Raw genomic sequence first — 21,876 nt, 5'->3', positions numbered from 1 at the left:
GCCCCCCGAGCCCCCCGAAGGTATTTGAGGCAAGATGAAAGGGGAGGGGGCTTTCATCTTGCCGAAAATACCTCCGCCGGAGGCACCCGTCCGGGCCGATTTCCCGCCTTCCGAAAGCCGGGTGCGCCCTGTAAGGTCGCGCCCATGACCACCACTCCCGCGACTGTCCAGTTTTCCGAAGACCAGGCCGAGGCCTGGGATGCCGTTGCCGAGGCGCTCGAGGCCGCGGGCGTCGATCTTGTCGAGGGCACGGTGCTGCCCGAGGGCGGCGCGCCGAGCGTTCTGTCGGTGATCGGCAAGGCGGGCTCGGGCAAGACGTTGCTGCTCGCCAATCTCTACAAGGCGCTCGAGGCGGCCGGGATCGAGATCGTCTCGGGCGATTTCGAGGGCCGCAAGCGCAAGGAGCGGCGCACGCTCGCGATCCTCGCCCCCACCAACAAGGCGGCCTCGGTGCTGCGCTCGCGCGGGGTGCCTGCGACCACCATCCACCGCATCCTCTATACCCCGGTCTATGATCCGGAATACGAGCGCATCGCCGAATGGCTGGCGGGGCAGGGCGAGCGGCCGAAGCCCGATCTGCTGGGCGACATGGGCCTGACCGAGGAGGTGCTCGACCGGGCGAAGGCGTTTTACGACCTGCACAAGTCGATCCCCGGCGCGCTCGCCTCGGCGGGGCTGCGCGGGTCCGACTTCATCCAGGGCTGGAAACGGCGCGAGGACCCGCTCGACATCGGCTTCGTCGACGAGGCCTCGATGCTCGACGAGCGGCAGTTCGACGACCTGCGCGAGATCTTCCCGACGCTGGTGCTGTTCGGCGATCCGGCCCAGCTTGCGCCGGTGAACCAGTCCGGCGAGATGTGTTTCGAGCGCCTGCCCGCGGCCTCGAAGCATGTGCTGCACCGCATCCACCGGCAGGCCGAGGACAACCCGATCCTCGATCTCGCCCATGCGCTTGCCGACGAGAGCCTGACCTTCGAAAGCTTCGAGCGGATGATCGAAGCCGCCGCGGCGCGCGATCCGCGGGTGGTCTGGGCCGAGCGGGTGGAGAGCGATCTGATGGCGCGCAGCCCGGTGCTGGTGTGGCGCAACGCGACGCGGATCCGGCTGATCCAGGCCTTTCGCGCCGCCCATGGCGCGCCGGCCGATGCGCTGTTGCCGGGCGAGCCGCTGATTTGCGACGGCATCGAGCTGCCGCTGAAGCATCGCAAGAAGCGCATCGACCTCGAGGCGCGGGGGCTGATCAAGGGCGCGCAGGTGATCTATCTCGGCCCCGGCAAGAAGCCCGGTTTCTCGCGGCTGCATGTGATGGGGGCGGAGGAGCCGCGGCTGTCGGCGGCCTCGATCATCAAGATCGAGCTGCCCGACGAGGAGGAGCCCTTCATCCCCTATGCGGCGCGGATGGGGGCGGCCTTCCTGCATGGCGCGGCGGTGACGATCCACAAGGCGCAGGGCAGCCAGTGGCCCGACGTGCAGGTCTTTGCCCCCGACATCTATGCCGCCTCTCGTGCCGGCCGCACCGAGGCGGGGATCCCGCTGTGGAAGCGGCTTGCCTATGTCGCGATCACCCGCGCCGAGAACCGGCTGTTGTGGGTGGTGCGGCCGCGGCTCGCCCGGCCCTCGGCGCCGCTCGCGATCGACGACCTGCCGAAGGGCGGTGCCGCGCTCACCCTCGAGCGCGAGGAAGAGGGCTGAGGGAGCTTCCCCTCGGCCGCCGCTGCGCCTAGTCTGGCGCCGACAGAAGGAGGCTCCCATGCGCTGCGTTTTCGTCCAGTTCCGCTGCCACCCCGGCAAGACCTACGAGGTTGCCGACGCGATCTATGAGCGCGAGGTGGTGAGCGAGCTTTACTCGACCTCGGGCGATTTCGACCTGATCGCCAAGGTCTATGTGCCCGATGAGGCCGATGTCGGCCATTTCCTGAACGAGACGCTCTTCGATATCCCGGGCATCGCGCGCACCCTCACCACGATGACCTTCCGCGCCTTCTGAGCGGCTCAGCTCCGGATCAGCCGGAACAGCGCCGCCGCGGCCCAGCCGGCGAAGACGGCGAGCGCCAGCGACATCGCGCCATAGATCGCGGCGTGCTGGCGCGACAGGATGTAGAGCCAGCGCTCGAGCCCGACGCGGCGCACATAGATCGCGGTCTGGTAGCGGTCGACGACCTTGCCGTCGCGCAGCAGGAAGATGCGGGTCTTGTAATCGCCCTCGGTCAGGTTCGCGGGAAGCCGGAAGTCGGCGCGGAACAGCGTGTCCTCGACCAGCCGCACCGCGCCCTCGTCGAGCGAATAGACCCCCTCCTCCTCGCGGATGCGCAGCAGCGCCTCGGTGAAGGGGCGGGCGTCGGTCACCTCGATCGGGCCGGCGAAGGCGCGCACGGCGAGCGGCACGGTGATGCGCTGCGTCACGTCGGTCTCGGGGGCGAGGATCTCGGCCACCGGGCCGGTGGTGGCAACGGCGTAATAGCTCGGCGCGGCGGCGACGCGGACCTTGTCGGTGTTCACCCAGATCCCGAACTCGCGCGACTTGCGGCGGACGGTGACCGGATGTGCCGGCCCCTCGAGCGTGACGATCACCGCGAGCGGGGCGCCGCCCGGTTCGGGCGCGTCGCGTTTCACCGCACCGTAGATCAGCACTTCGGAGCCGTTGAAGGCGGCGGTGATGCCGATGTTGTCGCGGCTGAGACCGGCGACGACCTCCTCGGGGCCGGCCTCGGCCGGCAGGGCGAAAAGCAGGGCGAGCAGGGCAAGAAGGCGGATCATCCCCTGGCCCCCGCGAAGAGGGAGAAGAGTTCGGCCGGGCGGATCAGCAGGTCGAGCCCGAGCTTGCCCGCCACCGCGATCACCAGAAGGGCGAGCAGGATGCGGAGCTGTTCGGCCTTCAGCCGGCCGCCGAGCTGCGAGCCGATCTGCGCCCCGATCACGCCGCCGATGATCAGAAGCAGCGCCAGCATCACGTCGACCGACTGGTTGGTGATCGCGTGCAGCATCGTGGTGAAGGCCGAGACGAAGAGGATCTGGAAGAGCGAGGTGCCGATCACCACCTTGGTCGGCATGCCGAGCAGGTAGATCATCGCCGGCACCATGATGAAGCCGCCGCCGACGCCCATGATCGCGGCGAGAACGCCGACGGCCATGCCGACGAGTGCCGGCGGGATCACCGAGATGTAGAGCCCCGAGGCGCGGAACTTCATCTTCAGCGGCAGCTTGTGCACCCAGTTGTGCTGGTGGCGCTTCACATGGGCGCGGGCACCGGGCCGGCGGGCGCGGCGGATCGCCCGCACCGCCTCCTGCAGCATCAGCAGACCGATCGAGCCGAGGAAGACGACATAGGCCAGCTGCACCACGAGGTCGATCTGGCCGAGTTTCGTCAGCCGGTTGAACACCCAGATGCCGAGGGCGGAGCCCAGGATCCCGCCGAGCAGCAGCACCACGCCCATCGGCACGTCGACCGCCTTGCGCTTGAACTGTGCGAGCACCCCCGAGACCGAGGAGGCGACGACCTGGTTTGCCCCGGTCGCCACCGCCACCGAGGGCGGAATGCCGATGAAGAACAGCAGTGGCGTGATCAGAAAGCCGCCGCCCACACCGAAGAGCCCGGACAAGAGCCCGACGATTCCCCCGAGGCCCAGCAGGAGAAAGGCGTTGACCGAGACCTCGGCGATGGGAAGGTAGATCTGCATTCGGCCGTCCGTCGGGATGAACCCTCAGTGTTGCCCCGCGGGGGGCCACTGTCAAATGACGCTTTCGGGGCTCAGAGGCTGCGCAGGTACCGTCGCAGCACGCGCTCGAACTTCGCCGCGCCAAGCGGCGCCATCGCCTTGGTGTGTTCGTGGCTGATCGCCTCGCCCGACAGCCCGGCGCCCATGTTGGTGATGACCGAGACGGCGGCGACCCGCAGCCCGAGGAAACGGGCGAGGATCACCTCGGGCACGGTCGACATGCCGACGGCATCGGCGCCAAGGATCTTTGCCGCGCGGATCTCGGCCGGGGTCTCGAAGGAGGGGCCGGAGAACCAGCAATAGACGCCTTGCGGCAGCGCCACGCCCTCGGCCTCGGCGGCGGCGCGCAGAGTCGAGCGCATCACCGGGTCATGGGCGTCAGTCATCGGCACGAAGCGCGCGTCCGAGGGCTCGCCGATCAGCGGGTTGGTGCCAGCGAATGCGATGTGGTCGTTCAGCATCATCAGATCGCCCGGGCCGATGTCGGCGCGCAGCGAGCCCGCGGCATTGGTGAGCAAGAGCGTCTCGGTGCCAAGCGCCTTCAGCACCTCGAGCGGCAGCCGCATCTCGGCGGGGTTGCCGCGCTCGTAGTAATGCGCCCGTCCGCCCAGCACCGCGACACGCACGCCCTCGAGCATACCGATCACCAGCTGCGGATTGTGGCCCGAGACCCCGGCATCGGGAAAGCCCGGCAGCTCGGCATAGGGGATCGCCACGCCCTCGACCTCGGCCGCGAGATGACCAAGGCCCGAGCCGAGGATCAGCCCGAGCCGCGGCGGCTCGGCGCCGGCGCGCGCGCGGATCAGTTCGGCAAGCTCAGCGCTCTTTGACATAGGGGTCTCCTCCGGCACGGGGCGGGATGGCACGGCCGACGAAACCGGCCAGCACGATCACCGTCAGGATGTAGGGCAGGGCGTCGAGGAAGGACACCGGGATCTGCATGTGCAGCGTCCCCTCGATCACGTCGGGGCGCAGAGCGAGCGCCTGCAGGAAGCCGAAAAGGAGCGTCGCCCAAAGCGCATACCACGGCCGCCATTTCGCGAAGATCAGCGCAGCAAGCGCGATATAGCCGCGCCCCGCGGTCATCTCGCGGCCAAAGCCCGCCTGCAGCGCGGTCGCCATATAGGCGCCGGCGACACCGCACAGCACGCCGGTGAGCGCGACGGCGGTATAGCGCAGCCGGATCACCGAGACGCCGGCGGTGTCGACCGATTCCGGGTTCTCGCCCACGGCGCGCAGGCGCAGTCCGAAGCGGGTGCGGTAGAGCAGCCACCAGCTCGCCGGCACCGCGGCAAGCGCCAGATAGACGAGGATCGAATGCCCCGACAGCACCTGTGCATAGAACGGGCCGAACAGGGGCACGCCCTTCAGCGTGTCGAGGAAGGGCAGGGCGAGCGGCTCGAACCGCGCCGCGCCGGTCAGCGGGGGCGTGCGGCCGCCCTGCTGAAAGAGCGCCTGCGCGATCAGCACCGTCGCGCCCGAGGCGACGAAGTTCAGCGCCACGCCCGAGATCAGCTGATTGCCGCGGAAGGTGATCGAGGCGAGGCCGTGGATCGCCGCCAGCAGCAGCGAGGCGCCGATCCCGGCGGCAAGCCCGATCCAGGCCGAGCCGGTCAGTGCCGCGATCGCGCCCGAGGCCATCGCTGCCATCAGCATCTTGCCCTCGAGCCCGATGTCGAAGATGCCCGAGCGTTCGGAGTAAAGCCCGGCCAGACAGGCAAGCAGCAACGGCGTCGCCAGCCGCAGCGTCGAGGCCAGAACCTGCAGCAGCGTTGCGTAATCCATCAGGCGGCCTCCTTCCGGCGCGGGCGGAAGAACGGGGCGATCATCATCCGCACCATGGTATCGAGCGCCCCGGTGAACAGGATCACGAGGCCCTGCACCAGCAGGCGCAGCTCGATCGGGATCGAGGTCCAGAGCCCCATCTCGGCCCCGCCCTGATAGAGGAAGCCGAAGAGAAGGGCGGCGAGGAACACCCCGAACGGGTGGTTGCGGCCCATCAGCGCCACCGCGATGCCGATGAAACCCGCGCCCTCGGCCGAGTTCTGCAAAAGTCGCCCGGCCTCGCCCATGACGTTGTTGATCGCCATCAGCCCCGACAGCCCGCCCGAGATCAGCATCGACAGCATGATGACCTTCACCGGCGAGATCCCGGCATAGCGCGCGGCCGAGTTCGACTTGCCGAAGGCGCGGATCTCGTAGCCGAGCCGGGTGCGCCACAGCAGCAGCCAGACGCCGACGCAGGCCAGCAGCGCCACGAAGAAGGTGACGTTCGCCGGCACCTTGCTGGTGAAGATCAGCGACAGGCCGGGGATTTCATGGAAGCCCGGCAGCGCCGCGCCTTTCGGGAAGCGGGGGGTGGCGGGGTCCATCTGCCCGGCGGGGCGCAGCACCTCGACCAGCAGATAGACGATCAGCGCCGCGGCGATATAGTTGAACATGATCGTGGTGATCACGATGTGGCTGCCGCGCTTCGCCTGCAGCCAGGCCGGCACCGCGGCCCAGGCCGCGCCGAAGAGCGCCGCGCCGACCATCGCCGCGGGCAGGGCGAGGGTCCAGTGCGGCCAGGGCAGCGCCAGGCAGACGAGCGCCACGCCGAGCCCGCCGAGCTGCGCCTGCCCCTCGCTGCCGATGTTGAACTGCCCGGCGTGATAGGCGACCGTAACCCCGAGCCCGGTGAAGATGAACGAGGTGGTGTAGTAAAGCGTGTAGCCCCAGCCGTAGGGCGAGCCGAGCGCGCCGTCGACCATCACCTTCACCGCCTCGACCGGATCGCCGCCGATCGCGAGGATGACGAGCGCCGAGATCGCCGCCGCCAGCACGAGCGAGATCAGCGGCACGAGCACGAGGTCGGCCCAGGTCGGCAGTTTCGTCATGCCGCGGTCTCCGCGCTGTCGGCGACGCCGGCCATCAGCAGGCCCAGCTCGCGTTCGTTGGTGTCGGCGGGCAGACGCTCGCCCATGATGCGGCCGTCGAACATCACCGCGATGCGGTCGGCGAGCGACATGATCTCGTCGAGCTCGACCGAGACCAGCAGCACCGCCTTGCCGGCGTCGCGCAGCTCGACGATGCGCTTGTGGATGAATTCGATCGCGCCGATGTCGACGCCGCGGGTGGGCTGGCCGACCAGCAGCAGGTCGGGATTGCGCTCGATCTCGCGCGCCAGGACGATCTTCTGCTGGTTGCCGCCCGAGAAGCTTTTCGCCGGCAGGAAGGCATTCGGCGGGCGCACGTCGAACCGTTCGATCTTGCCCTCGGTGTCGGCGATGATCGCGGCATTGTCCATCAGAAGCGCGTTCTTCTGGTATTCGGGCGCGTTATGATAGCCGAAGGCGGTGTTTTCCCAGGCGGAGAAATCGAGGATCAGGCCGAGGTGGTGGCGGTCCTCGGGGACATGGGCGATGCCGCGCGCGCGCCGGGTCTGGCCGTCGGAATGCCGGCCGGTCAGGTCGATCTCCTCGCCGTTCATCCGCACATGGCCGGTCGCCGCGGCAAAGCCGCCGAGCACCTCGAGAAGTTCCGACTGGCCATTGCCGGCGACGCCCGCGATGCCCAGGATCTCGCCCGCGCGGATCGTCAGGTCGATGCCCTTGATCCGCTCGACCCGGTCCTTGTCGGTGACCCGCAGGTCGCGGATTTCAAGCACGGTGCGGCCCGGGGTCGCGGGGGCCTTCGGCACGTGCAGCAGCACCTTGCGCCCGACCATCAGCTCGGCCAGTTCCTCGGGCGAGGTCCCGGCGGTGGTCACCGTCGCGGTCATCTCGCCGCGGCGCATGACGCTGACGGTGTCGGTGATCTGCATGATCTCGCGCAGCTTGTGGGTGATGAGCAGGATCGTCTTGCCCTGCGTGCGCAGGTTCGCGAGGATGCGGAACAGGTGGTCCGCCTCGGCCGGGGTCAGCACCCCGGTGGGCTCGTCGAGGATCAGGATATCAGCCTGACGGTAGAGCGCCTTGAGGATCTCGACGCGCTGCTGGTGGCCGACGGACAGCTCCTCGATCAGCGCATCGGGGTCGACCTCGAGCTCGTATTCCTCGGCCAGCCGCTTCAGCTCGCGCCGCGCCCTGGCGAGGGAGGGGCGCAGCAGCGCCCCCTCTTCCGCGCCGAGAATGACGTTCTCGAGCACGGTGAAATTCTGCACCAGCTTGAAATGCTGGAAGACCATGCCGATGCCGGCGCGGATCGCGGCCTGGCTGTCGGTGATCTTCGCCTCGTGGCCGTGGATCAGGATCTCGCCCGCGTCGGCCTTGTAGAAGCCGTAAAGGATCGACATCAGCGTGGACTTGCCCGCGCCGTTCTCGCCGATGATGCCGTGGATCGTGCCGGGCATCACCCGGATCGAGATGTCCCTGTTCGCCTGCACCGGGCCGAAGGCCTTGGAGACGCCGCGCAGCTCGATCGCCGGGGCGGCAGTTGCCTGCCGCCCCGTGTCCTGTGCCGGTGCCATCATTCCACCGGGCAGGTGTTGTCCGTCATGTAGTCGTGCACGGTGATCTCGCCCGACTTGATCTTGGCGGCCGCGGCATCGACCTTGGCTTTCATCTCGTCGGTGACGAGCTTGGCGTTGTTCTCGTCCATCGCATAGCCGACGCCATCCTTGGCGAGGTCCATCACCATGGTGCCGGTGGTCATCTCGGGGCCGGCCTTGAACGCCTCGTAGACCGAATTGTCGACGCGCTTCACCATCGAGGTCAGAACCTGGCCCGGGTGCAGATAGTTCTGGTTGCTGTCGACGCCGATCGACAGGATGCCGGCGTCGGCCGCCGCCTGCAGGATGCCGATGCCGGTCGAGCCCGCGGCGGCATAGATCACGTCGGCGCCCTGCGCGACCTGGGCCTTGGTCAGCTCGGCGCCCTTCACCGGGTCATTCCAGGCGGCGGGGGTGGTGCCGGTCATGTTCTCGAGCACCTTGGCGTCGGCGTTCACCGCCTTCACGCCCTGGGCATAGCCGCAGGCGAATTTGCGGATCAGCGGGATGTCCATGCCGCCGATGAAGCCCACGGTCTGCGACTTCGAGGCGAGCGCCGCCATCATGCCCACAAGGTAGGAGCCCTGCTCCTCGGTGAACACGACCGAGCGCACGTTCGGCTGGTCGACCACGGCGTCGATGATGACGAATTTGGTGTTCGGATAGTCCGGCGCGACGGTGTTCAGCACGTCACCGAAGGCAAAGCCGGTCATCACGATCGGATTGGCGCCCGACTCGGAGAGCCGCCGCAGGGCCTGCTCGCGCTGCGCCTCGGACTGCATCTCGAGTTCCTTGTAGGAGCCGCCGGTTTCCTCGGCCCATTTCTTTGCGCCGGCATAGGCCGCCTCGTTGAAGGATTTGTCGAACTTGCCGCCGAGGTCGTAGATCAGCGCCGGATCGGCAGCGGCCGCGCCGGAAAGCAGCGCCAGCGTGGCAGCCGTGCCGAGAAACTGTTTCATCAAGGTCATTGGTCACTCCCGGTCGTTGTGCTGCGTTCCCTCGCGGAACGCCGTTGGCGGACGCGCGGCCCGCGGACCAGCTCGATTAGCGCCGAGGAGCGGCGGCCGGTCAAGCGCGATTTTGCCGCGCCCGGGCAGCAGTTGGCGGGGATTTGAGCAACTGGTCAAATGCTGGGCGGCGCCAGCGCGAGGCTCAGCACGAGGGCATCCACGGCCCGCCCGTCGGGGCTGTGGTAATAGCCGCGCCGGCGTCCGGATACCCGCCAGCCCGCCGCGGCATAAAGCGCGCGGGCGGCGGTGTTGTCCTCGGCGACCTCAAGGAAAGCCGTCTCGGCACCGCGGGCACACGCCTCGGCGGCAAAGCCTGCGAGCAGGCGCCGGCCGAGTCCCTGCCGGCGCGCGGCGGGATCGACGGCCACGGTCAGAAGCTCCGCCTCGCCGGCGATCTCGCGCCCGATCAGGAAGCCCGCAGGCTCTTCGATCAGGAAGCAGAAGCGCGAGGCGAGGAGATCTGCAATCTCCGCCTCGGACCAGGGGCGCGGCGTGGTGAAGCACGCGGCATGAAGCGTGGCAAGCTCGGCGGCGGTCATCAGTCGAGGATCACCGGCGGCGGGTCCGAGGGTGGCGCGGCATCGGCCGAACGCAGATAGAGCGGCGCCGGGCGCGGCTGCGGCGTGCCGGCGCGGCGCGCGGCGATCCGGGCGATGGCTTCGGCGAGCGGCATCGCCGGCTCGACCAGTTCCCCCGCCTGCACCTCGGAATAGGCAAGCGCGGCGGCCGAGCCGGTCAGCGCATGGCCGGCGATGCCGGGGGGCAGGTCGGTCAGCGCCAGCAGCGCCGGGGCGCCGGCGCCCGTGGCGGTGAAGCTTTGCAGATAGACCTCGCCGCGGCGGGCATCCTCGATCACGGTCACCGGGCGGGGCAGGCCCTCGGCCAGCGCCTCGAGCGTGCTGACGCCGATCGCCGGGATGCCGAGGGACAGCGCCAGCCCGCGCGCCGCAGCGACAGAGATCCGCACCCCGGTGAAATTGCCGGGGCCGGTGCCGACGCCGATCACGGAAAGGTCGTGCCAGCCGATGCCCGCACCGGCAAGCAGCTCCTCGAGCAGCGGCATCAGCCGCTCGGCCTGGCCCTTCGCCATCTCCTCGCGCCGCTCGGCGACGGGGCGCCCTGCGTGCAGCAAAGCGGCCGCGCAATGCGCGGCCGACGTGTCGAAGGCGAGAACGTATCCCTCAGCCGGCAACGGGGCGCACCTCGGTGACCTCGGGGATGTAGTGCCGCAGCAGGTTCTCGATGCCCATCTTCAAGGTCAGGGTCGAGGACGGGCAGCCGGCGCAGGCGCCCTTCATGTGCAGATAGACGACGCCGCGCTCGAAACCGTGGAAGGTGATGTCGCCACCGTCCTGCGCCACGGCAGGCCGCACGCGGGTGTCGAGCAACTCCTTGATCTGCGCGACGATCGCGCCGTCCTCGCCGTCATGCTCGGCGTGCACCGGGGCGCCTTCGCCGTCCATCACCGGGGCGCCGGACTGGAAATGCTCCATGATCGCGCCGAGGATCGCGGGCTTCGCATGGGCCCAGTCGGTCGCGGCATCCTTGGTCACGGTGACGAAATCGGCGCCGAGGAACACCCCGGCCACCCCCGGCACGGAGAACAGCCGCTTCGCGAGCGGCGATTTCCCCGCCGCCTCGGCCGAGGGGAAATCGGCGGTGCCGGCCTCGAGCACGGTCATGCCGGGCAGGAACTTCAGCGTGGCGGGGTTCGGGGTGGTTTCGGTCTGGATGAACATGGCGCGCCTCCTTGGCTTGTGGCACATATGCGTCCGCCGAGTGTTTCCGTCAAGTTTTGCGGGCCGAAATGCGCGGCTTTGGCGCAGGTCGGGCCGCGATGACGGCGGTTCAGGTGATCGCCTCGAGCCGTTCCTTCGACATGTCGCCGGGCACCACGGTGAGCGGGCAGGGCAGCGAACCCGAGGTGCGGCTGAGCTGGGTGACGAGCGGGCCGGGGCCCGACTTGTCGGTGCCGGCGCCAAGGACAAGCACGCCGATCTCGGAATCGGTGCGGATCACATCGAGGATCTCGTGTGCCGGCTCGCCCTCGCGGATCACCAGTTCCGGGTCCACCCCCTGCCGGTCGCGCATCCATTTCGCGAAGACCTCGAAATGCGCCTCGATCCGGTCGCGCGCCTCCGAGCGCATGATCTCGGCAACGCCGATCCAGTGCTGGTATTCCTCGGGCGGGATCACCGAAAGGATGGTCACGCCGCCGCCGGTATGGGCGGCGCGCATCGCGGCATAGCGCATCGCGTTCAGGCATTCGCGCGTGTCGTCGAGCACGACAAGGAACTTGCGCATCGGGTCTCCTTCAGCCGGGCCCCGGCCGGGTCCGCAGCCCGGGCGGCAGGTGCCGGGGCGGCGGGCGGCGCAAGGCGCGGCGCAGCATCAGTTTCAAAATCGCGCCGATCAGAGTGCCGGTTTGCGCGGCGATCGACAACAGGAACCCCGCCGTCATCACCGCAAGATCGCTCAGACGGTGCAGCATGCGCAGGCTACGCGCCTTGCCCAGAACCGCAAGGGCCTTGCGCGTGTCAGGGCCGGCGGCATCGGCAAGCCGCGCAAGGCGACTCAGTTCCGCCGGGCTGTCGGCCAGCCGCAGCACCCGCAGCGCCTCGGCGGGCGAGGTCTGTGCGGCGATCCGGGTGGCGTCACTGGCGAAGGCGGTCAGCCGTTCGATCCGGCCGCTGCCGCGCGCGGCCAGCCGCAGCGCCCCGGTCATGCCCGGCGACAGCGCGCGGGCCTTGCGCGCCACGCGCAGCACGCTGGCGCCGATCTTCACCGGAACCGAGGTGCCGAGCGAGGGGATCGCGACCAGGGTCGCGGCCAGCCCCACGGCGGCCAGCCCCGCTTCGATGCCGTCGAAATCCTGTCCGGTGACGAGGTTCGCGCCCTGCCGGCCAAGGGCCGCGACATCGCCCGCCGGGCTCAGCTCGAAGGGGAGCGCGCAGACCGCGACCAGAGTGAGCGACGGGCAGGTCGAGATGTCGGCCATGCACTGCAGGCAGGCGCCGGCCTGCGCCTGAAGGCTTTCATGGCGGGCGATCAGCGCCTCGGCCTCGGCGGCCAGATCGGGCGGAATGGGGATGGCATGGTCGCGGCCGATGTCGCGCAGCAGGGCCACCTCGTCGGGGTCATCGGCGGCGATCGCCGCACTCAGGCGCGGCAGCAGCCAGTCGGGCGTCGCCTCGCGCGCCGTGGCCCATGTGAGCACAGCCCGCGCCTCGGTCAGACTGCGGTCGACAAACGGTGCGGCGAGGGGGTTCTGGGCAAGCCCCCAGAGCGCCCCGGCCAGACAGGCCACCGCCCAGAAGGCGAGGGCCAGCCGCGCCGCGGCGCGGATCATCGCGGGCTCCGCTGGCCGGGCGGGAACGGGGGCATCGGCGGTCTCCTGTGATCGGGCCGCATCCGCCCCCGCCGTCCGCGCACCGGTGGCAGGGCTCAGAGCGGACGGCTGAGCGCCCAGTCCATGTAAAGCTCGCGCGCCTTCTTGGTGAAGGGGCCGTGGGCATATTTCACCTCGTCGAAGGCCACCGCCGGCGTCACCTTCGAGAAGTTGCCGGTGAGGAAGACCTCGTCGGCGCCGCGGAAATCATCGAGCGTCAGCACTGCCTCGGTCACGGTATAGCCCGCCTCGCGCAGCAGCCCCATGTGGCGCCTGCGGGTCAGGCCCGACAGGAAGGTGCCGTTCGCGATCGGGGTGAAATATTCGCCGTCCTTCACCATCCAGACGTTCGCCGTGGCGGTTTCGGCGACATTGCCCATCGCGTCCTGCACCAGCGCGTTGCCGAAGCCCTTCGCGCGCGCCTCGACCAGCATCCGCGCGTTGTTCGGGTAAAGGCAGCCGGCCTTCGCGTTGCACACGTTGTCGGCCATCACCGGGCGGCGGAACGAGGTGGTGGTCAGCGTCGTCGCGGCATCGGCCGCAGGCATCGGCACCTCTTCGAGGCAGAGCGCGAAGCGGGTCGAGTTCGGCGCCGGCGAGACGCCGACGTCCGAGCCGTCGATCGCCCAATACATCGGCCGCACATAGACCGCGGCGCCCTTTTCATATTTCTTCAGCCCCTCGCGGGCGATCTCGAAGATCTCCTCGTCGCCGAGGGTGGGGGTGATCATCAGCGCCTGCGCCGAGCGGTTCACGCGCGCGCAATGCGCCTCGAGGTCGGGGACGAGCCCGTCGAACAGGCGGGCGCCGTCGAAGACGGACGAGCCCTGCCACAGGCCGTGGTCGGCCGCGCGCATGACCGGGATGTCGCCCTCATGCCATTTGCCTTCGAAATAGGTGCGGATATTCTTGCCGAAAGACATGTCTGCTCTCCTTTGTCGGGGGCGGAGACTAAGCCCCGGGCCCGGCAAAGGTCCAGCGCCACGATTGTATCGGTATCAAGCTGCGGGCCGGGCGGCGGCTTCGTCGCCACCCGGAAGCTGCACGTGGGCGCGGCTCAGTTCGCCTCGACCTTCTGCGCCGTGCGCGCGGTGTTGAGCGAGGCATTGAACAGCCCGAGCACGGTCCGCACGTTGACCAGCGCGCTTTCGGTGGCGAGCACGAGGTCGCTCGGCTGGATCTCGAAATTCTGCGCCGAGAACAGCCCGTCGGTGGTGGTCAGGTCGATCGAGAACACCACGCGCTGCTGCGCCGGACCGCCCTTGCCGTCGGCATGCACGGCCGAGGCCGGGTATTCGCGCAAGACCAGAACGCCCTTGGGGTTGGCGCGGGCGCCGTCGATGCCGCCGACGAGGGTCACGGCCTCGAGTGCGCTGACGTGATCTTGCGGGAATTTGACCACCTGTTCCCGCCCGGCGGCGCCAAGCGCAAGGAAGCTGCGCCGGTCGGGTTCGACCACGATCTTGTCGCCCGGACGCACCCCGGCATCCAGCGCCGGATCGTCGAGCACGCGCTGCATCGACGTCTCGTAGACCTTGCCGCCGCGCAGCAGCCGCAGCTGCGGGTTGACGATCGAGGGCAGAACGCCGCCACCTTCCGAGAGCACGTTGAGCACGGTGAGCGAGCGGTCGGTGAGCGGCACGTTGCCCGGTCGCGCCACGCCGCCGACGAGCGAGATGGCATTCGACTTGCCGGGGGTCGATTCAAGCTGCACCTGCGCCGAGGGGATCAGTTCGGACACCTTGGTCTGGATCTTCTCGCGGGCCTCGTCGGGGGTGAGGCCGGCGATCTTGACCGGACCGGCATAGGGCAGGAAGATCGCGCCCGCGCTCGAGATCTGCGTGGTCTGCAGCTGCGTGGTGGGCGAACCGGCGTTGGTCATCAGCTTGTTCTCGCCGTTTTCCCAGACCGCGATCTGCACCGCGTCGCCGGCCGACAGCACCTGTCCGGTGCGGCCGATCCCGCCCGAGAGCCATTGCCGCGATACCGCTGCCTTGCTGGCGGGCCAGTGCTGGATCGCGGGCAGAAGCTTGCTGTCGACGGCATAATGCGCGAATTGCGGCGCTTCCGCTTCCGAGTTCTTCAGGATTTCCGACTGCATGGCTGCCCCGCGGGGCAGGGTGCAGGCGGCAAGTGCGCACAAGAATACGGCTGCGGCCGGCAGTCGGCGCATCGACTTCATTCAGACATCCCCCGTTTCGCGGTCTTGCGACCAATGCTAAGGCTTTGCGATGGCAGCGCGAGTCACATCAGCATTTCGTCCTTCGTCTATGAGCACAAAACAGCCATTTCTCAAGCCGAAGAATCCGCGGCTTCTGGTCATCGGCGGAAGTGGGCGCCTGGGTCCGCTGCTGCGGCAGGCGTGGTCGCCTGCTTTCGCGGCATCCGCTGAACCCGCACCCGAAGGCGTGGTCTGGCAGGCCCGGCGTGAGTCGGCCTTCAGCGGGCAGGGCGGTCCGTCGCTGGTCTTTGACCCGCTGCACGAGCCCGAGGCCTTCGCTGCCGCGGCGCGCGCCTGTGACGTGATCGTGAACCTTGCCGGCGTGACCTCGGGCCCGCCCGAGGCGCTGGCGCAGAACACCGCCCTTGCCCGCGCGGCGCTGGACGCCGCGGATGCGGCGGGCGGGCAGCCGGTGCTGCTCGCCTCCTCGGCGGCGGTCTATGGCGCGGGCCGAGGCGGGATCTGCCGCGAAACCGACACGCCCGCGCCGCTTGCCCCCTATGGCGCGGCGAAGGCGGCGATGGAGGCCGAGCTTGCGGGCCGGCCGGGCGCGATCTGGCTGCGCATCGGCAATGTCGCCGGGGCGGATGCGCTTTTGGGCCGCGCGGCCCCCGAGGGCGGGCGGGCGCTCGACATCCTCGCCGACGGGCACGGGCCACGGCGCAGCTTCATCGGCCCGCAGGCGCTGGCGGCGGCGCTGGCGCGCCTCGTGCGGCTGGCGGCGGTGGGGGCGGATCTGCCCGCGGTGCTGAACCTTTCGCTGGCCGGCGCGTTGCCGATGGACGCCCTGCTGGCGGCGGCGGGCGAGACCTGGGTGCCGCGGCCGGCGCCCGCAGGCGTGATCCCCGAGGTCGAGCTCGATGTGACCCGCGCCGTCGATCTTGGCCTGGTGCCCGAGGCGCCGGCCCGCGCCGCGGCGGTGGTGGCCGATCTGCGCGCCCTGCAGGAGGCCCGTGCGTGACCCTTTCGAAGCGCCTGTTCGACATCCTCTTTGCGCTTGCGATCCTGCCCCTCGTGCTGCCGGTCGGGCTGATCGTGGCGGCGGCGCTGCTGCTCACCCAGGGGCGCCCCCTCTTCTATGCGGCCGAGCGGATGAAGACCCCGACCCGCGGCTTCCGGCTGTGGAAATTCCGCACGATGACCACGGTGGCGCGCGATTCCGGCGTCTCGGGCGCCCACAAGGCCGCGCGCATCACGCCGGCGGGGCGGGTCCTGCGCCGCTTCCGCCTCGACGAGGTGCCGCAGCTGTGGAACATCCTCGCGGGCGACATCTCCTTCGTCGGCCCGCGCCCGCCGCTGCGCCAGTATGTCGAGCGTTTCCCCGAGATCTATGGCCCGGTCCTGCGCTCGCGCCCGGGGGTGACGGGGCTCGCCTCGATCCATTACCACCGGCACGAGGAATGGCTGCTGGCGCGCTGTCGAACCGCTGCCGAGACCGACCGGGTCTATTGCGCCCGTTGCGTGCCGGCCAAGGCCCGGCTCGATCTGATCTACGCGAAGAACGCCTCGGTCTGCTTCGACATCGTGCTGATTTTCAGGACGATCACCCGGGTGCTGCATTAGGCTCGGCGGAGTTTTGCCGCTTTTTTCGGCATAGCCCGGGGTTTCTGCACCTGCGAAGAGTTGCGGGAATCCCTGCGACAAAGTATGTTTCTCCTGAGACTTTGCCCGCGGACGGCCGGAACACATGATTAAGAAAATCATCTCGCTAACCCGCGTGCAGAAGGCATTTATCCTTCTCGTGATTGATGTCTGCCTTGTTCCGCTCGCCCTGCTGGCGACGATGGCACTCAAGGGCACGCGCGCCGAGGTGCTGTTCGACACGCTGCTGCTGCGGCACTGGCTGCTGCTGCCGGTGCTGATGGTCTCGGCGGGGGTGCTCTGCATCGCGCTCCGGATGAACCGGATCAAGCTGAAGGACTATTCGAGCGAGGCCGTCGGCCGCTCGATGCTGATGGCGGCGGCGCTCGGCATCATTTCGGCGATCTTCTCACAGGCGACCGGCACCGGGATCTCCAGTGGCTTCCACGTCATCTTTGCGCTGGTCTATTTTGCCGCCTATTTCGGCTCGCGGCTGCTCATGGTGTGGCTGCTGACGCAGCTTTACCGCCGGTCGCGGATCTTCACCCGGGTCGCGATCTACGGCGCCGGCCGCACCGGCATGGCGCTTGCGCGCGAGCTGAGGGCGGTCGACGGGCTCGTTGTCTACGCCTTCCTCGACGACAACGCGACGCTGTCGGGGATGAACGTCAACGGGCTGCCGATCTTTTCGGGGGTGCATGCGGCGGTGCTGCGCGACCGCTACAAGATCAACCGGGTGATCCTCGCGATGCCCTCGGTGTCGGTCGACAAGCAGACCTTCATCTCGAAGCGCCTCGACAAGCTCGGGCTCGAGGTGCAGACCCTGCCGGCCTTCTCGCAGTTGCATGGCGGCGACGAGCTGATGAGCCGGCTGCTGCCCGCGGGGCCCGCGGCGCTGCTGATGCGCGACCCGCTGAACGAGGCGCTGACCACCGGCTGCTCGGCCTATCGCGGCGCGAATGTGATGATCACCGGCGCCGGCGGCTCGATCGGGCTCGAGCTGTGTCGCCAGGTGATCGGTTGCCGCCCGGCGCGGCTGGTGCTGTTCGAGCTGTCCGAGATCGCGCTCTACAACGCCGAGGCGGAGATGCGGGTGCTGGCCGAGGCGCTCGGTGTCGAGATCGTCGCGGTGCTCGGCTCGGTCTGCGACGGCATCCACGTGATCCAGGTGATGGAGCGCAACGAGATCGCCGTGGTGCTGCATGCCGCGGCCTACAAGCATGTGCCGCTGGTCGAGATGAATCCACGAGTCGGCATGGCGAACAACACGCTCGGCACCGCAACGCTGGCGCGGGCCGCGCGCGACGCCGGGGTGAAGCGCTTCGTGCTCGTCTCCTCCGACAAGGCGGTGCGGCCGGGCAACCTGATGGGCGCCTCGAAACGCTTCGCCGAGCTGATGATCCAGGATCTTGCCGCGCGCGCGCCGAAGACGATCTTCTCGATCGTGCGCTTTGGCAATGTGCTCGGCTCCTCGGGCTCGGTGATCCCGCTGTTTCAGGAACAGATCGCCCGCGGCGGCCCGGTGACGCTGACCGACGAGCGGGTGACGCGCTATTTCATGACGATCCAGGAGGCCTCCCGCCTCGTGCTGCTGGCGGGCTCCTTTGCCGAGGGCGGCGAGGTCTACGTGCTCGACATGGGCAAGCCGCAGCGCATCGGCGATCTGGCGCGGCGGATGATCGCGGCCTCGGGCTATAGCGTGCGCGATGCCGAGACCCCGCATGGCGACATCGAGATCGTGGTCACCGGCCTGCGCCCGGGCGAGAAGCTGCACGAGGAGCTGATGGTGCGCAAGGGCGCCCAGGCCACGGCGCATCCGAAGATCATCCGGGTGCGCGAGGATCACCTGTCCGAGCTGGAAACCGCCGCGGCGCTGCGCGACCTGCGCGATGCGGTGGATCGTGGCAGCGATGCCGAGGTGATTTCGGTCGTGGCGCGGGCGGTGCGCGAATACAACCCGCAGAGCCTGCCGAAATCGGCGCTGCAATGCCGCATCGTCGAGGCGCAGCACGCCGCCGACGTGCCGGCCGAATGACTCAGCCGAACGGCTCTTCCGGATAGCTCACCCCGTTCAGGTAGAGCCCCTGCGGCGGGCAGACCGGCCCGCAGGCGGCGCGGTCGCGCGCCTCGAGCGCCGTGCGCACCTGATCGGGCGCCCAGGACCCCGCGCCGACCCGTTCGAGCGTGCCGACGATCGAGCGCACCTGATTGTGCAGGAAGCTGCGCGCGCGCAGGTGAAAGCGGATCTCGCGGCCGGACGGGTAGTCGATCTCCTCGATCCGGATCTCGTCGAGCGTCTTCACCGGGCTTGCCGCCTGACACAGCGAGGAGCGAAAGGTGGTGAAGTCGTGCCGGCCAAGCAGATGCGCCGCCCCCGCCCGCATCGCGGCGACATCAAGCGGGTTCTGCACCTGCCAGACCAGACCGCGGTCGTGCACGACCGGCGCGCGGCGGGCGACGAGACGAAAGAGATAGCGCCGCTCGAGCGCCGAGAAGCGGGCGTGGAAATCATCGGCCACCCGCGCGCAGGCGCTGATCGCCACCGGCGCGGGCTTCAGATGGAAGTTCAGCGCCTCGGACAGCCGGAACGGGTCCCAGTCCTTGGCGAGATCCGCATGCGCGACCTGCGCGGTCGCATGCACGCCCGCATCGGTGCGGCCCGCCGCGGCGATGGTATGGGCGCCGGGTTCGAGCCGTGACAGCGCTGCCTCGACCGCGCCCTGCACCGAGGGCTGGTCCGCCTGTCGCTGCCAGCCCGCGAAGGGGCCGCCGTCATATTCGATCCTGAACGCATATCTGGGCATGTCCCGGCGATAGCCTGCCGCCGGCCCGCGCGCAATCCCCGAGCGCGCAGGGCCCCGAGCGGGGCAGGGGGCGCTGCCCCCTCGGCCTCGCGGCCTCACCCCCGAGGTATTTCCGGCAAGGAGAAAGCAGCAGGCTTCCCGCTTCCAATTGCGCCAAATATCCCGGGGGTGACTGCGCCGCAGGCGCAGAGGGGGCAGCGCCCCCGCCTTTCCCCCTGTGAAACCGGCAGGCGGTTGCCTATCTTGGGACGGCAAGACACGAGGCAGCGCATTGGGCATTTCCGACATCGCCGACACGCTCACCCGCCAGGTCGAGGGGCTGGGCGCCACCGTCTCCGGGGCGCTGTTCGAGCCGGTGATCCGGCTTGGCGTCACCGGTCTGTCGCGGGCGGGCAAGACGGTGTTCATCACCTCGCTCGTCGCGAACCTGCTTGACCGCGGCCGGATGCCGGCGCTGACCGGGGGGGCGAATGTCCGCGCGGCCTTCCTGCAGCCGCAACCCGACGACACCGTGCCGCGCTTCGACTACGAGCGTTACCTTGCCGCGCTGACCGGCCCCGCGCCGCACTGGCCCGAGGGCACGCGCGCCGTCTCCGAACTGCGGCTGAGCTTTCGCGTCGCGCCGACCGGGCTTCTGGGCGGGCTGCGCGGGCTGCGCACCGTGCATCTCGACATCGTCGACTATCCGGGCGAGTGGCTTCTCGACCTCGGCCTGCTCGACCGCTCTTTCGCGCAATGGTCGGCGGCGGTGCTGGCGCGCCTGCCCGGGCGGCCCGAAAGCGCGCCCTTCCTCGCCGCGCTCGCGGCGGCCGACTTGGCCGCGCCCTTCACCGAACCCGCCGCACGGGCGCTCGCTGCGCCTTTCACCGCGCATCTGCATGCCGCGCGCGAGGCAGGCTTTTCCGACTGTTCTCCCGGGCGCTTCCTGCTGCCCGGCGAGATGGCGGGCTCCCCCGCGCTCACCTTCGCGCCGGTGCCGGCGGGCGAGTATCCCCGCGGCTCGCTTGGCCGCGAGATGGCGCGCCGCTTCGAGGCCTACAAGGACAAGGTGGTCAAGCCCTTCTTCCGCGAGCATTTCGCCCGCATCGACCGGCAGGTGGTGCTGGTCGACGTGCTCGGCGCGATCCATGCCGGGCCCGCAGCGCTCGAGGATCTGCGCGCCGCGATGGCGGGGATCCTTGCCGCCTTCCGCCCCGGCAAGACCGGGGTGCTGGCCGCGCTCCTTGGCGCGCGGCGGATCGAGCGCATTCTCTTTGCCGCGACCAAGGCCGACCATCTGCACCATTCCCAGCACGCGCGGCTGACCGCGATCACCGGCGCGCTCTTGCGCGAGGCGAAGGACCGCGCCGATTTTGCCGGGGCGCAGACGCTCGCGCTCTCGCTTGCGAGCCTGCGCACCACCACCGAGGATGTGATCCGCCACGAGGGCGAGGAGCTTCCGGCGCTGCGCGGCAGGCTGGCGGACGGCCGCTCGGTCGCGCTCTTTCCGGGCGATCTGCCCGCCGATCCGGCGCAGTTGCTGGCGCCCGCGCGGGACGGCGCGACGCGCTGGCTCGATGCCGATTACACGCTGATGGAGTTCGTCCCTGCCCCGGTCACCCTGCGCCCGGGCGAGGGGCCGCCGCATATCCGCCTCGACCGCGCCGCCGAATTCCTGATCGGAGACAAGCTGTGAAGAAACCCCTCCTGATCGAGATCGAGGAGGCCGCGCCCTCCCCGGCCGAGGCGCCGCCGGTCACCGACCTGAGCGATGCGCCACCGCCCGAGGGGCGCGCGATGCAGATCGCGGCCCGGCTCGCCGCCCGCCCTCCGTCGAAACTTGGCCGCTTCTTCTGGCGCGCCGCCGGGGCGCTTGTCACCTTCCTTGCCTCGGTTGCGGCCTGGCGCTTCGTCGAGGGGCTGTTCGCGTCGAACCCGGTGCTCGGCTGGATCGCCACGGTGCTGTTTGCAACCTTCGTGCTGGCGGCGCTGCTGCTTGCCGCGCGCGAGCTTGCGGCCTTTGCCCGGCTTGGCCGGCTCGACCGGGTGCATCGCGAGGTGCTGGAGGCGGCGCAGGCCGACGACCTGTCCCGCGCGCGCAAGGTCGTCGCCCATGTCTCGGGGCTTTATGCCGCGCGCGCCGAGATGGACTGGCCGCGGCGCAGCCTGGCCGAGCGCGGGCCCGAGCAGCTCGACACCGACACCCTGCTGCGGCTCGCCGAGACCGAGCTGATGGCGCCGCTCGACACCGCGGCGCGGCTCGAGGTCGAGGCGGCGGCGCGCGCGGTGGCGACGGTGACGGCAGTCGTCCCGCTGGCGCTCGCCGATGTCTTCGCCGCGCTCACCGCGAACCTGCGGATGATCCGCCGCGTGGCCGAGATCTATGGCGGCCGCGCCGGCACATTGGGGTCGATGCGGCTTGCGCGCACGGTGATGACCCATCTCGTCGCGACCGGCGCGGTTGCCGCGGGCGACGACCTGATCGAGACGGTGACCGGCGGGCATCTCTTCGCGAAACTCTCGCGCCGCTTCGGCGAGGGGGTGGTGAACGGTGCGCTCACCGCCCGCGTCGGCGTCGCGGCGATCGAGGTGTGCCGGCCGATGCCGTTCCGCGCCCTGCCAAAGCCACGGGTGACGAACCTGACCCGGCGCGCCCTGACCGGGCTCTTCGGCCGCGACAAGGCGCCCGAAGACCCGGCCGCCTGACCG

The 21,876-nt window shown here is 69.6% G+C and carries 22 protein-coding genes; 7 read left to right on the top strand and 15 right to left on the bottom strand.

Annotated elements, in window-relative coordinates; genetic code table 11:
- Positions 1–144: 144 nt before the first annotated feature.
- Both EOW66_RS07510 and EOW66_RS07505 read left to right on the top strand, forming a co-directional pair.
- On the top strand, positions 145–1,692 hold the full coding sequence (locus tag EOW66_RS07510) for an ATP-dependent DNA helicase (RefSeq protein ID WP_128155797.1): 1,548 nt from the start codon (positions 145–147) through the stop codon (positions 1,690–1,692).
- A 58-nt stretch (positions 1,693–1,750) separates the two neighbouring features.
- Positions 1,751–1,987 carry an Lrp/AsnC ligand binding domain-containing protein gene (locus EOW66_RS07505; RefSeq protein ID WP_113899983.1) on the top strand — a complete coding sequence of 79 codons (237 nt, stop codon included), beginning with the start codon at positions 1,751–1,753 and terminating at the stop codon, positions 1,985–1,987.
- A 5-nt stretch (positions 1,988–1,992) separates the two neighbouring features.
- On the opposite strand, the gene EOW66_RS07500 is transcribed toward EOW66_RS07505, so the two are convergent.
- The 14 genes from EOW66_RS07500 to EOW66_RS07435 all read right to left on the bottom strand — a co-directional run bounded on the left by EOW66_RS07500 (position 1,993) and on the right by EOW66_RS07435 (position 14,683).
- Positions 1,993–2,757 carry a TIGR02186 family protein gene (locus tag EOW66_RS07500; protein ID WP_128155796.1) on the bottom strand — a complete coding sequence of 255 codons (765 nt, stop codon included), beginning with the start codon at positions 2,755–2,757 and terminating at the stop codon, positions 1,993–1,995.
- On the bottom strand, positions 2,754–3,677 hold the full coding sequence (locus EOW66_RS07495) for a sulfite exporter TauE/SafE family protein (protein WP_128155795.1): 924 nt from the start codon (positions 3,675–3,677) through the stop codon (positions 2,754–2,756). The genes EOW66_RS07500 and EOW66_RS07495 overlap by 4 nt, the downstream gene beginning before the upstream one ends.
- Before the next feature lie 71 nt (positions 3,678–3,748).
- The gene (locus EOW66_RS07490) at positions 3,749–4,549 is read right to left on the bottom strand and encodes a purine-nucleoside phosphorylase (RefSeq protein WP_128155794.1); all 801 of its coding nucleotides are present in this window, start codon (positions 4,547–4,549) and stop codon (positions 3,749–3,751) included.
- On the bottom strand, positions 4,533–5,501 hold the full coding sequence (locus EOW66_RS07485; protein ID WP_128155793.1) for an ABC transporter permease: 969 nt from the start codon (positions 5,499–5,501) through the stop codon (positions 4,533–4,535). The genes EOW66_RS07490 and EOW66_RS07485 overlap by 17 nt, the downstream gene beginning before the upstream one ends.
- On the bottom strand, positions 5,501–6,592 hold the full coding sequence (locus EOW66_RS07480) for an ABC transporter permease (RefSeq protein ID WP_128155792.1): 1,092 nt from the start codon (positions 6,590–6,592) through the stop codon (positions 5,501–5,503). The genes EOW66_RS07485 and EOW66_RS07480 overlap by 1 nt, the downstream gene beginning before the upstream one ends.
- On the bottom strand, positions 6,589–8,163 hold the full coding sequence (locus EOW66_RS07475) for an ABC transporter ATP-binding protein (RefSeq protein WP_128155791.1): 1,575 nt from the start codon (positions 8,161–8,163) through the stop codon (positions 6,589–6,591). Before EOW66_RS07475 ends, EOW66_RS07480 begins: the two co-directional genes overlap by 4 nt.
- On the bottom strand, positions 8,163–9,152 hold the full coding sequence (locus EOW66_RS07470; RefSeq protein ID WP_128155790.1) for a BMP family lipoprotein: 990 nt from the start codon (positions 9,150–9,152) through the stop codon (positions 8,163–8,165). The genes EOW66_RS07475 and EOW66_RS07470 overlap by 1 nt, the downstream gene beginning before the upstream one ends.
- A 155-nt stretch (positions 9,153–9,307) precedes the next feature.
- Positions 9,308–9,733, bottom strand: a complete 426-nt coding sequence (gene rimI / locus EOW66_RS07465) for a ribosomal protein S18-alanine N-acetyltransferase (protein WP_128155789.1) — start codon at positions 9,731–9,733, stop codon at positions 9,308–9,310.
- Complete coding sequence (gene tsaB / locus EOW66_RS07460) at positions 9,733–10,386, bottom strand: tRNA (adenosine(37)-N6)-threonylcarbamoyltransferase complex dimerization subunit type 1 TsaB (protein ID WP_128155788.1); 654 nt, start codon at positions 10,384–10,386, stop codon at positions 9,733–9,735. The genes rimI and tsaB overlap by 1 nt, the downstream gene beginning before the upstream one ends.
- Positions 10,376–10,933, bottom strand: coding sequence for a NifU family protein (locus tag EOW66_RS07455; RefSeq protein ID WP_113899974.1), 558 nt, complete (start codon positions 10,931–10,933; stop codon positions 10,376–10,378). Before EOW66_RS07455 ends, tsaB begins: the two co-directional genes overlap by 11 nt.
- Positions 10,934–11,042: 109 nt before the next feature.
- A complete protein-coding gene (locus EOW66_RS07450; protein WP_128152204.1) occupies positions 11,043–11,498 on the bottom strand; it encodes a universal stress protein in 456 nt (151 codons plus the stop codon).
- Between the two features lie 10 nt (positions 11,499–11,508).
- Positions 11,509–12,543 carry a hypothetical protein gene (locus tag EOW66_RS07445; protein ID WP_128155787.1) on the bottom strand — a complete coding sequence of 345 codons (1,035 nt, stop codon included), beginning with the start codon at positions 12,541–12,543 and terminating at the stop codon, positions 11,509–11,511.
- Positions 12,544–12,638: 95 nt separating this feature from the next.
- Entirely contained in the window at positions 12,639–13,505 is an 867-nt protein-coding gene (locus tag EOW66_RS07440; RefSeq protein WP_128155786.1) for a branched-chain amino acid aminotransferase, read from the bottom strand.
- A gap of 134 nt (positions 13,506–13,639) precedes the next feature.
- On the bottom strand, positions 13,640–14,683 hold the full coding sequence (locus EOW66_RS07435) for a polysaccharide biosynthesis/export family protein (RefSeq protein WP_164881058.1): 1,044 nt from the start codon (positions 14,681–14,683) through the stop codon (positions 13,640–13,642).
- Between the two features lie 307 nt (positions 14,684–14,990).
- Here EOW66_RS07435 and EOW66_RS07430 point away from each other — a divergent pair, with 307 nt between their 5' ends.
- The 3 genes from EOW66_RS07430 (at position 14,991) to EOW66_RS07420 (ending at position 18,419) form a co-directional block, all read left to right on the top strand.
- Positions 14,991–15,764, top strand: a complete 774-nt coding sequence (locus EOW66_RS07430; protein WP_239017529.1) for an NAD-dependent epimerase/dehydratase family protein — start codon at positions 14,991–14,993, stop codon at positions 15,762–15,764.
- The gene (locus EOW66_RS07425; protein WP_128155783.1) at positions 15,761–16,366 is read left to right on the top strand and encodes a sugar transferase; all 606 of its coding nucleotides are present in this window, start codon (positions 15,761–15,763) and stop codon (positions 16,364–16,366) included. Before EOW66_RS07430 ends, EOW66_RS07425 begins: the two co-directional genes overlap by 4 nt.
- Before the next feature lie 124 nt (positions 16,367–16,490).
- The gene (locus EOW66_RS07420; RefSeq protein WP_128155782.1) at positions 16,491–18,419 is read left to right on the top strand and encodes a polysaccharide biosynthesis protein; all 1,929 of its coding nucleotides are present in this window, start codon (positions 16,491–16,493) and stop codon (positions 18,417–18,419) included.
- A gap of 1 nt (position 18,420) precedes the next feature.
- Here the strand turns inward: EOW66_RS07420 and truA are convergent, their stop codons facing one another.
- Positions 18,421–19,188 (bottom strand): tRNA pseudouridine(38-40) synthase TruA, encoded by a 768-nt coding sequence (gene truA / locus EOW66_RS07415; protein ID WP_128155781.1) that lies wholly within the window; start codon positions 19,186–19,188, stop codon positions 18,421–18,423.
- A gap of 271 nt (positions 19,189–19,459) precedes the next feature.
- On the opposite strand from truA, the gene EOW66_RS20645 reads away from it, so the two are divergent.
- The gene (locus EOW66_RS20645; protein WP_239017528.1) at positions 19,460–20,863 is read left to right on the top strand and encodes a YcjX family GTP-binding protein; all 1,404 of its coding nucleotides are present in this window, start codon (positions 19,460–19,462) and stop codon (positions 20,861–20,863) included.
- Entirely contained in the window at positions 20,860–21,873 is a 1,014-nt protein-coding gene (locus EOW66_RS20640; RefSeq protein ID WP_239017527.1) for a YcjF family protein, read from the top strand. Before EOW66_RS20645 ends, EOW66_RS20640 begins: the two co-directional genes overlap by 4 nt.
- Positions 21,874–21,876: the final 3 nt, after the last annotated feature.

Origin of the sequence: Paenirhodobacter huangdaonensis, assembly GCF_004022465.1 — a bacterium.
Taxonomy (GTDB): Bacteria; Pseudomonadota; Alphaproteobacteria; order Rhodobacterales; family Rhodobacteraceae; genus Rhodobacter; species Rhodobacter huangdaonensis.
The sequence above is the reverse complement of the archived record's forward strand: the minus strand, read 5'-3'. Positions and strand labels throughout refer to the sequence as shown.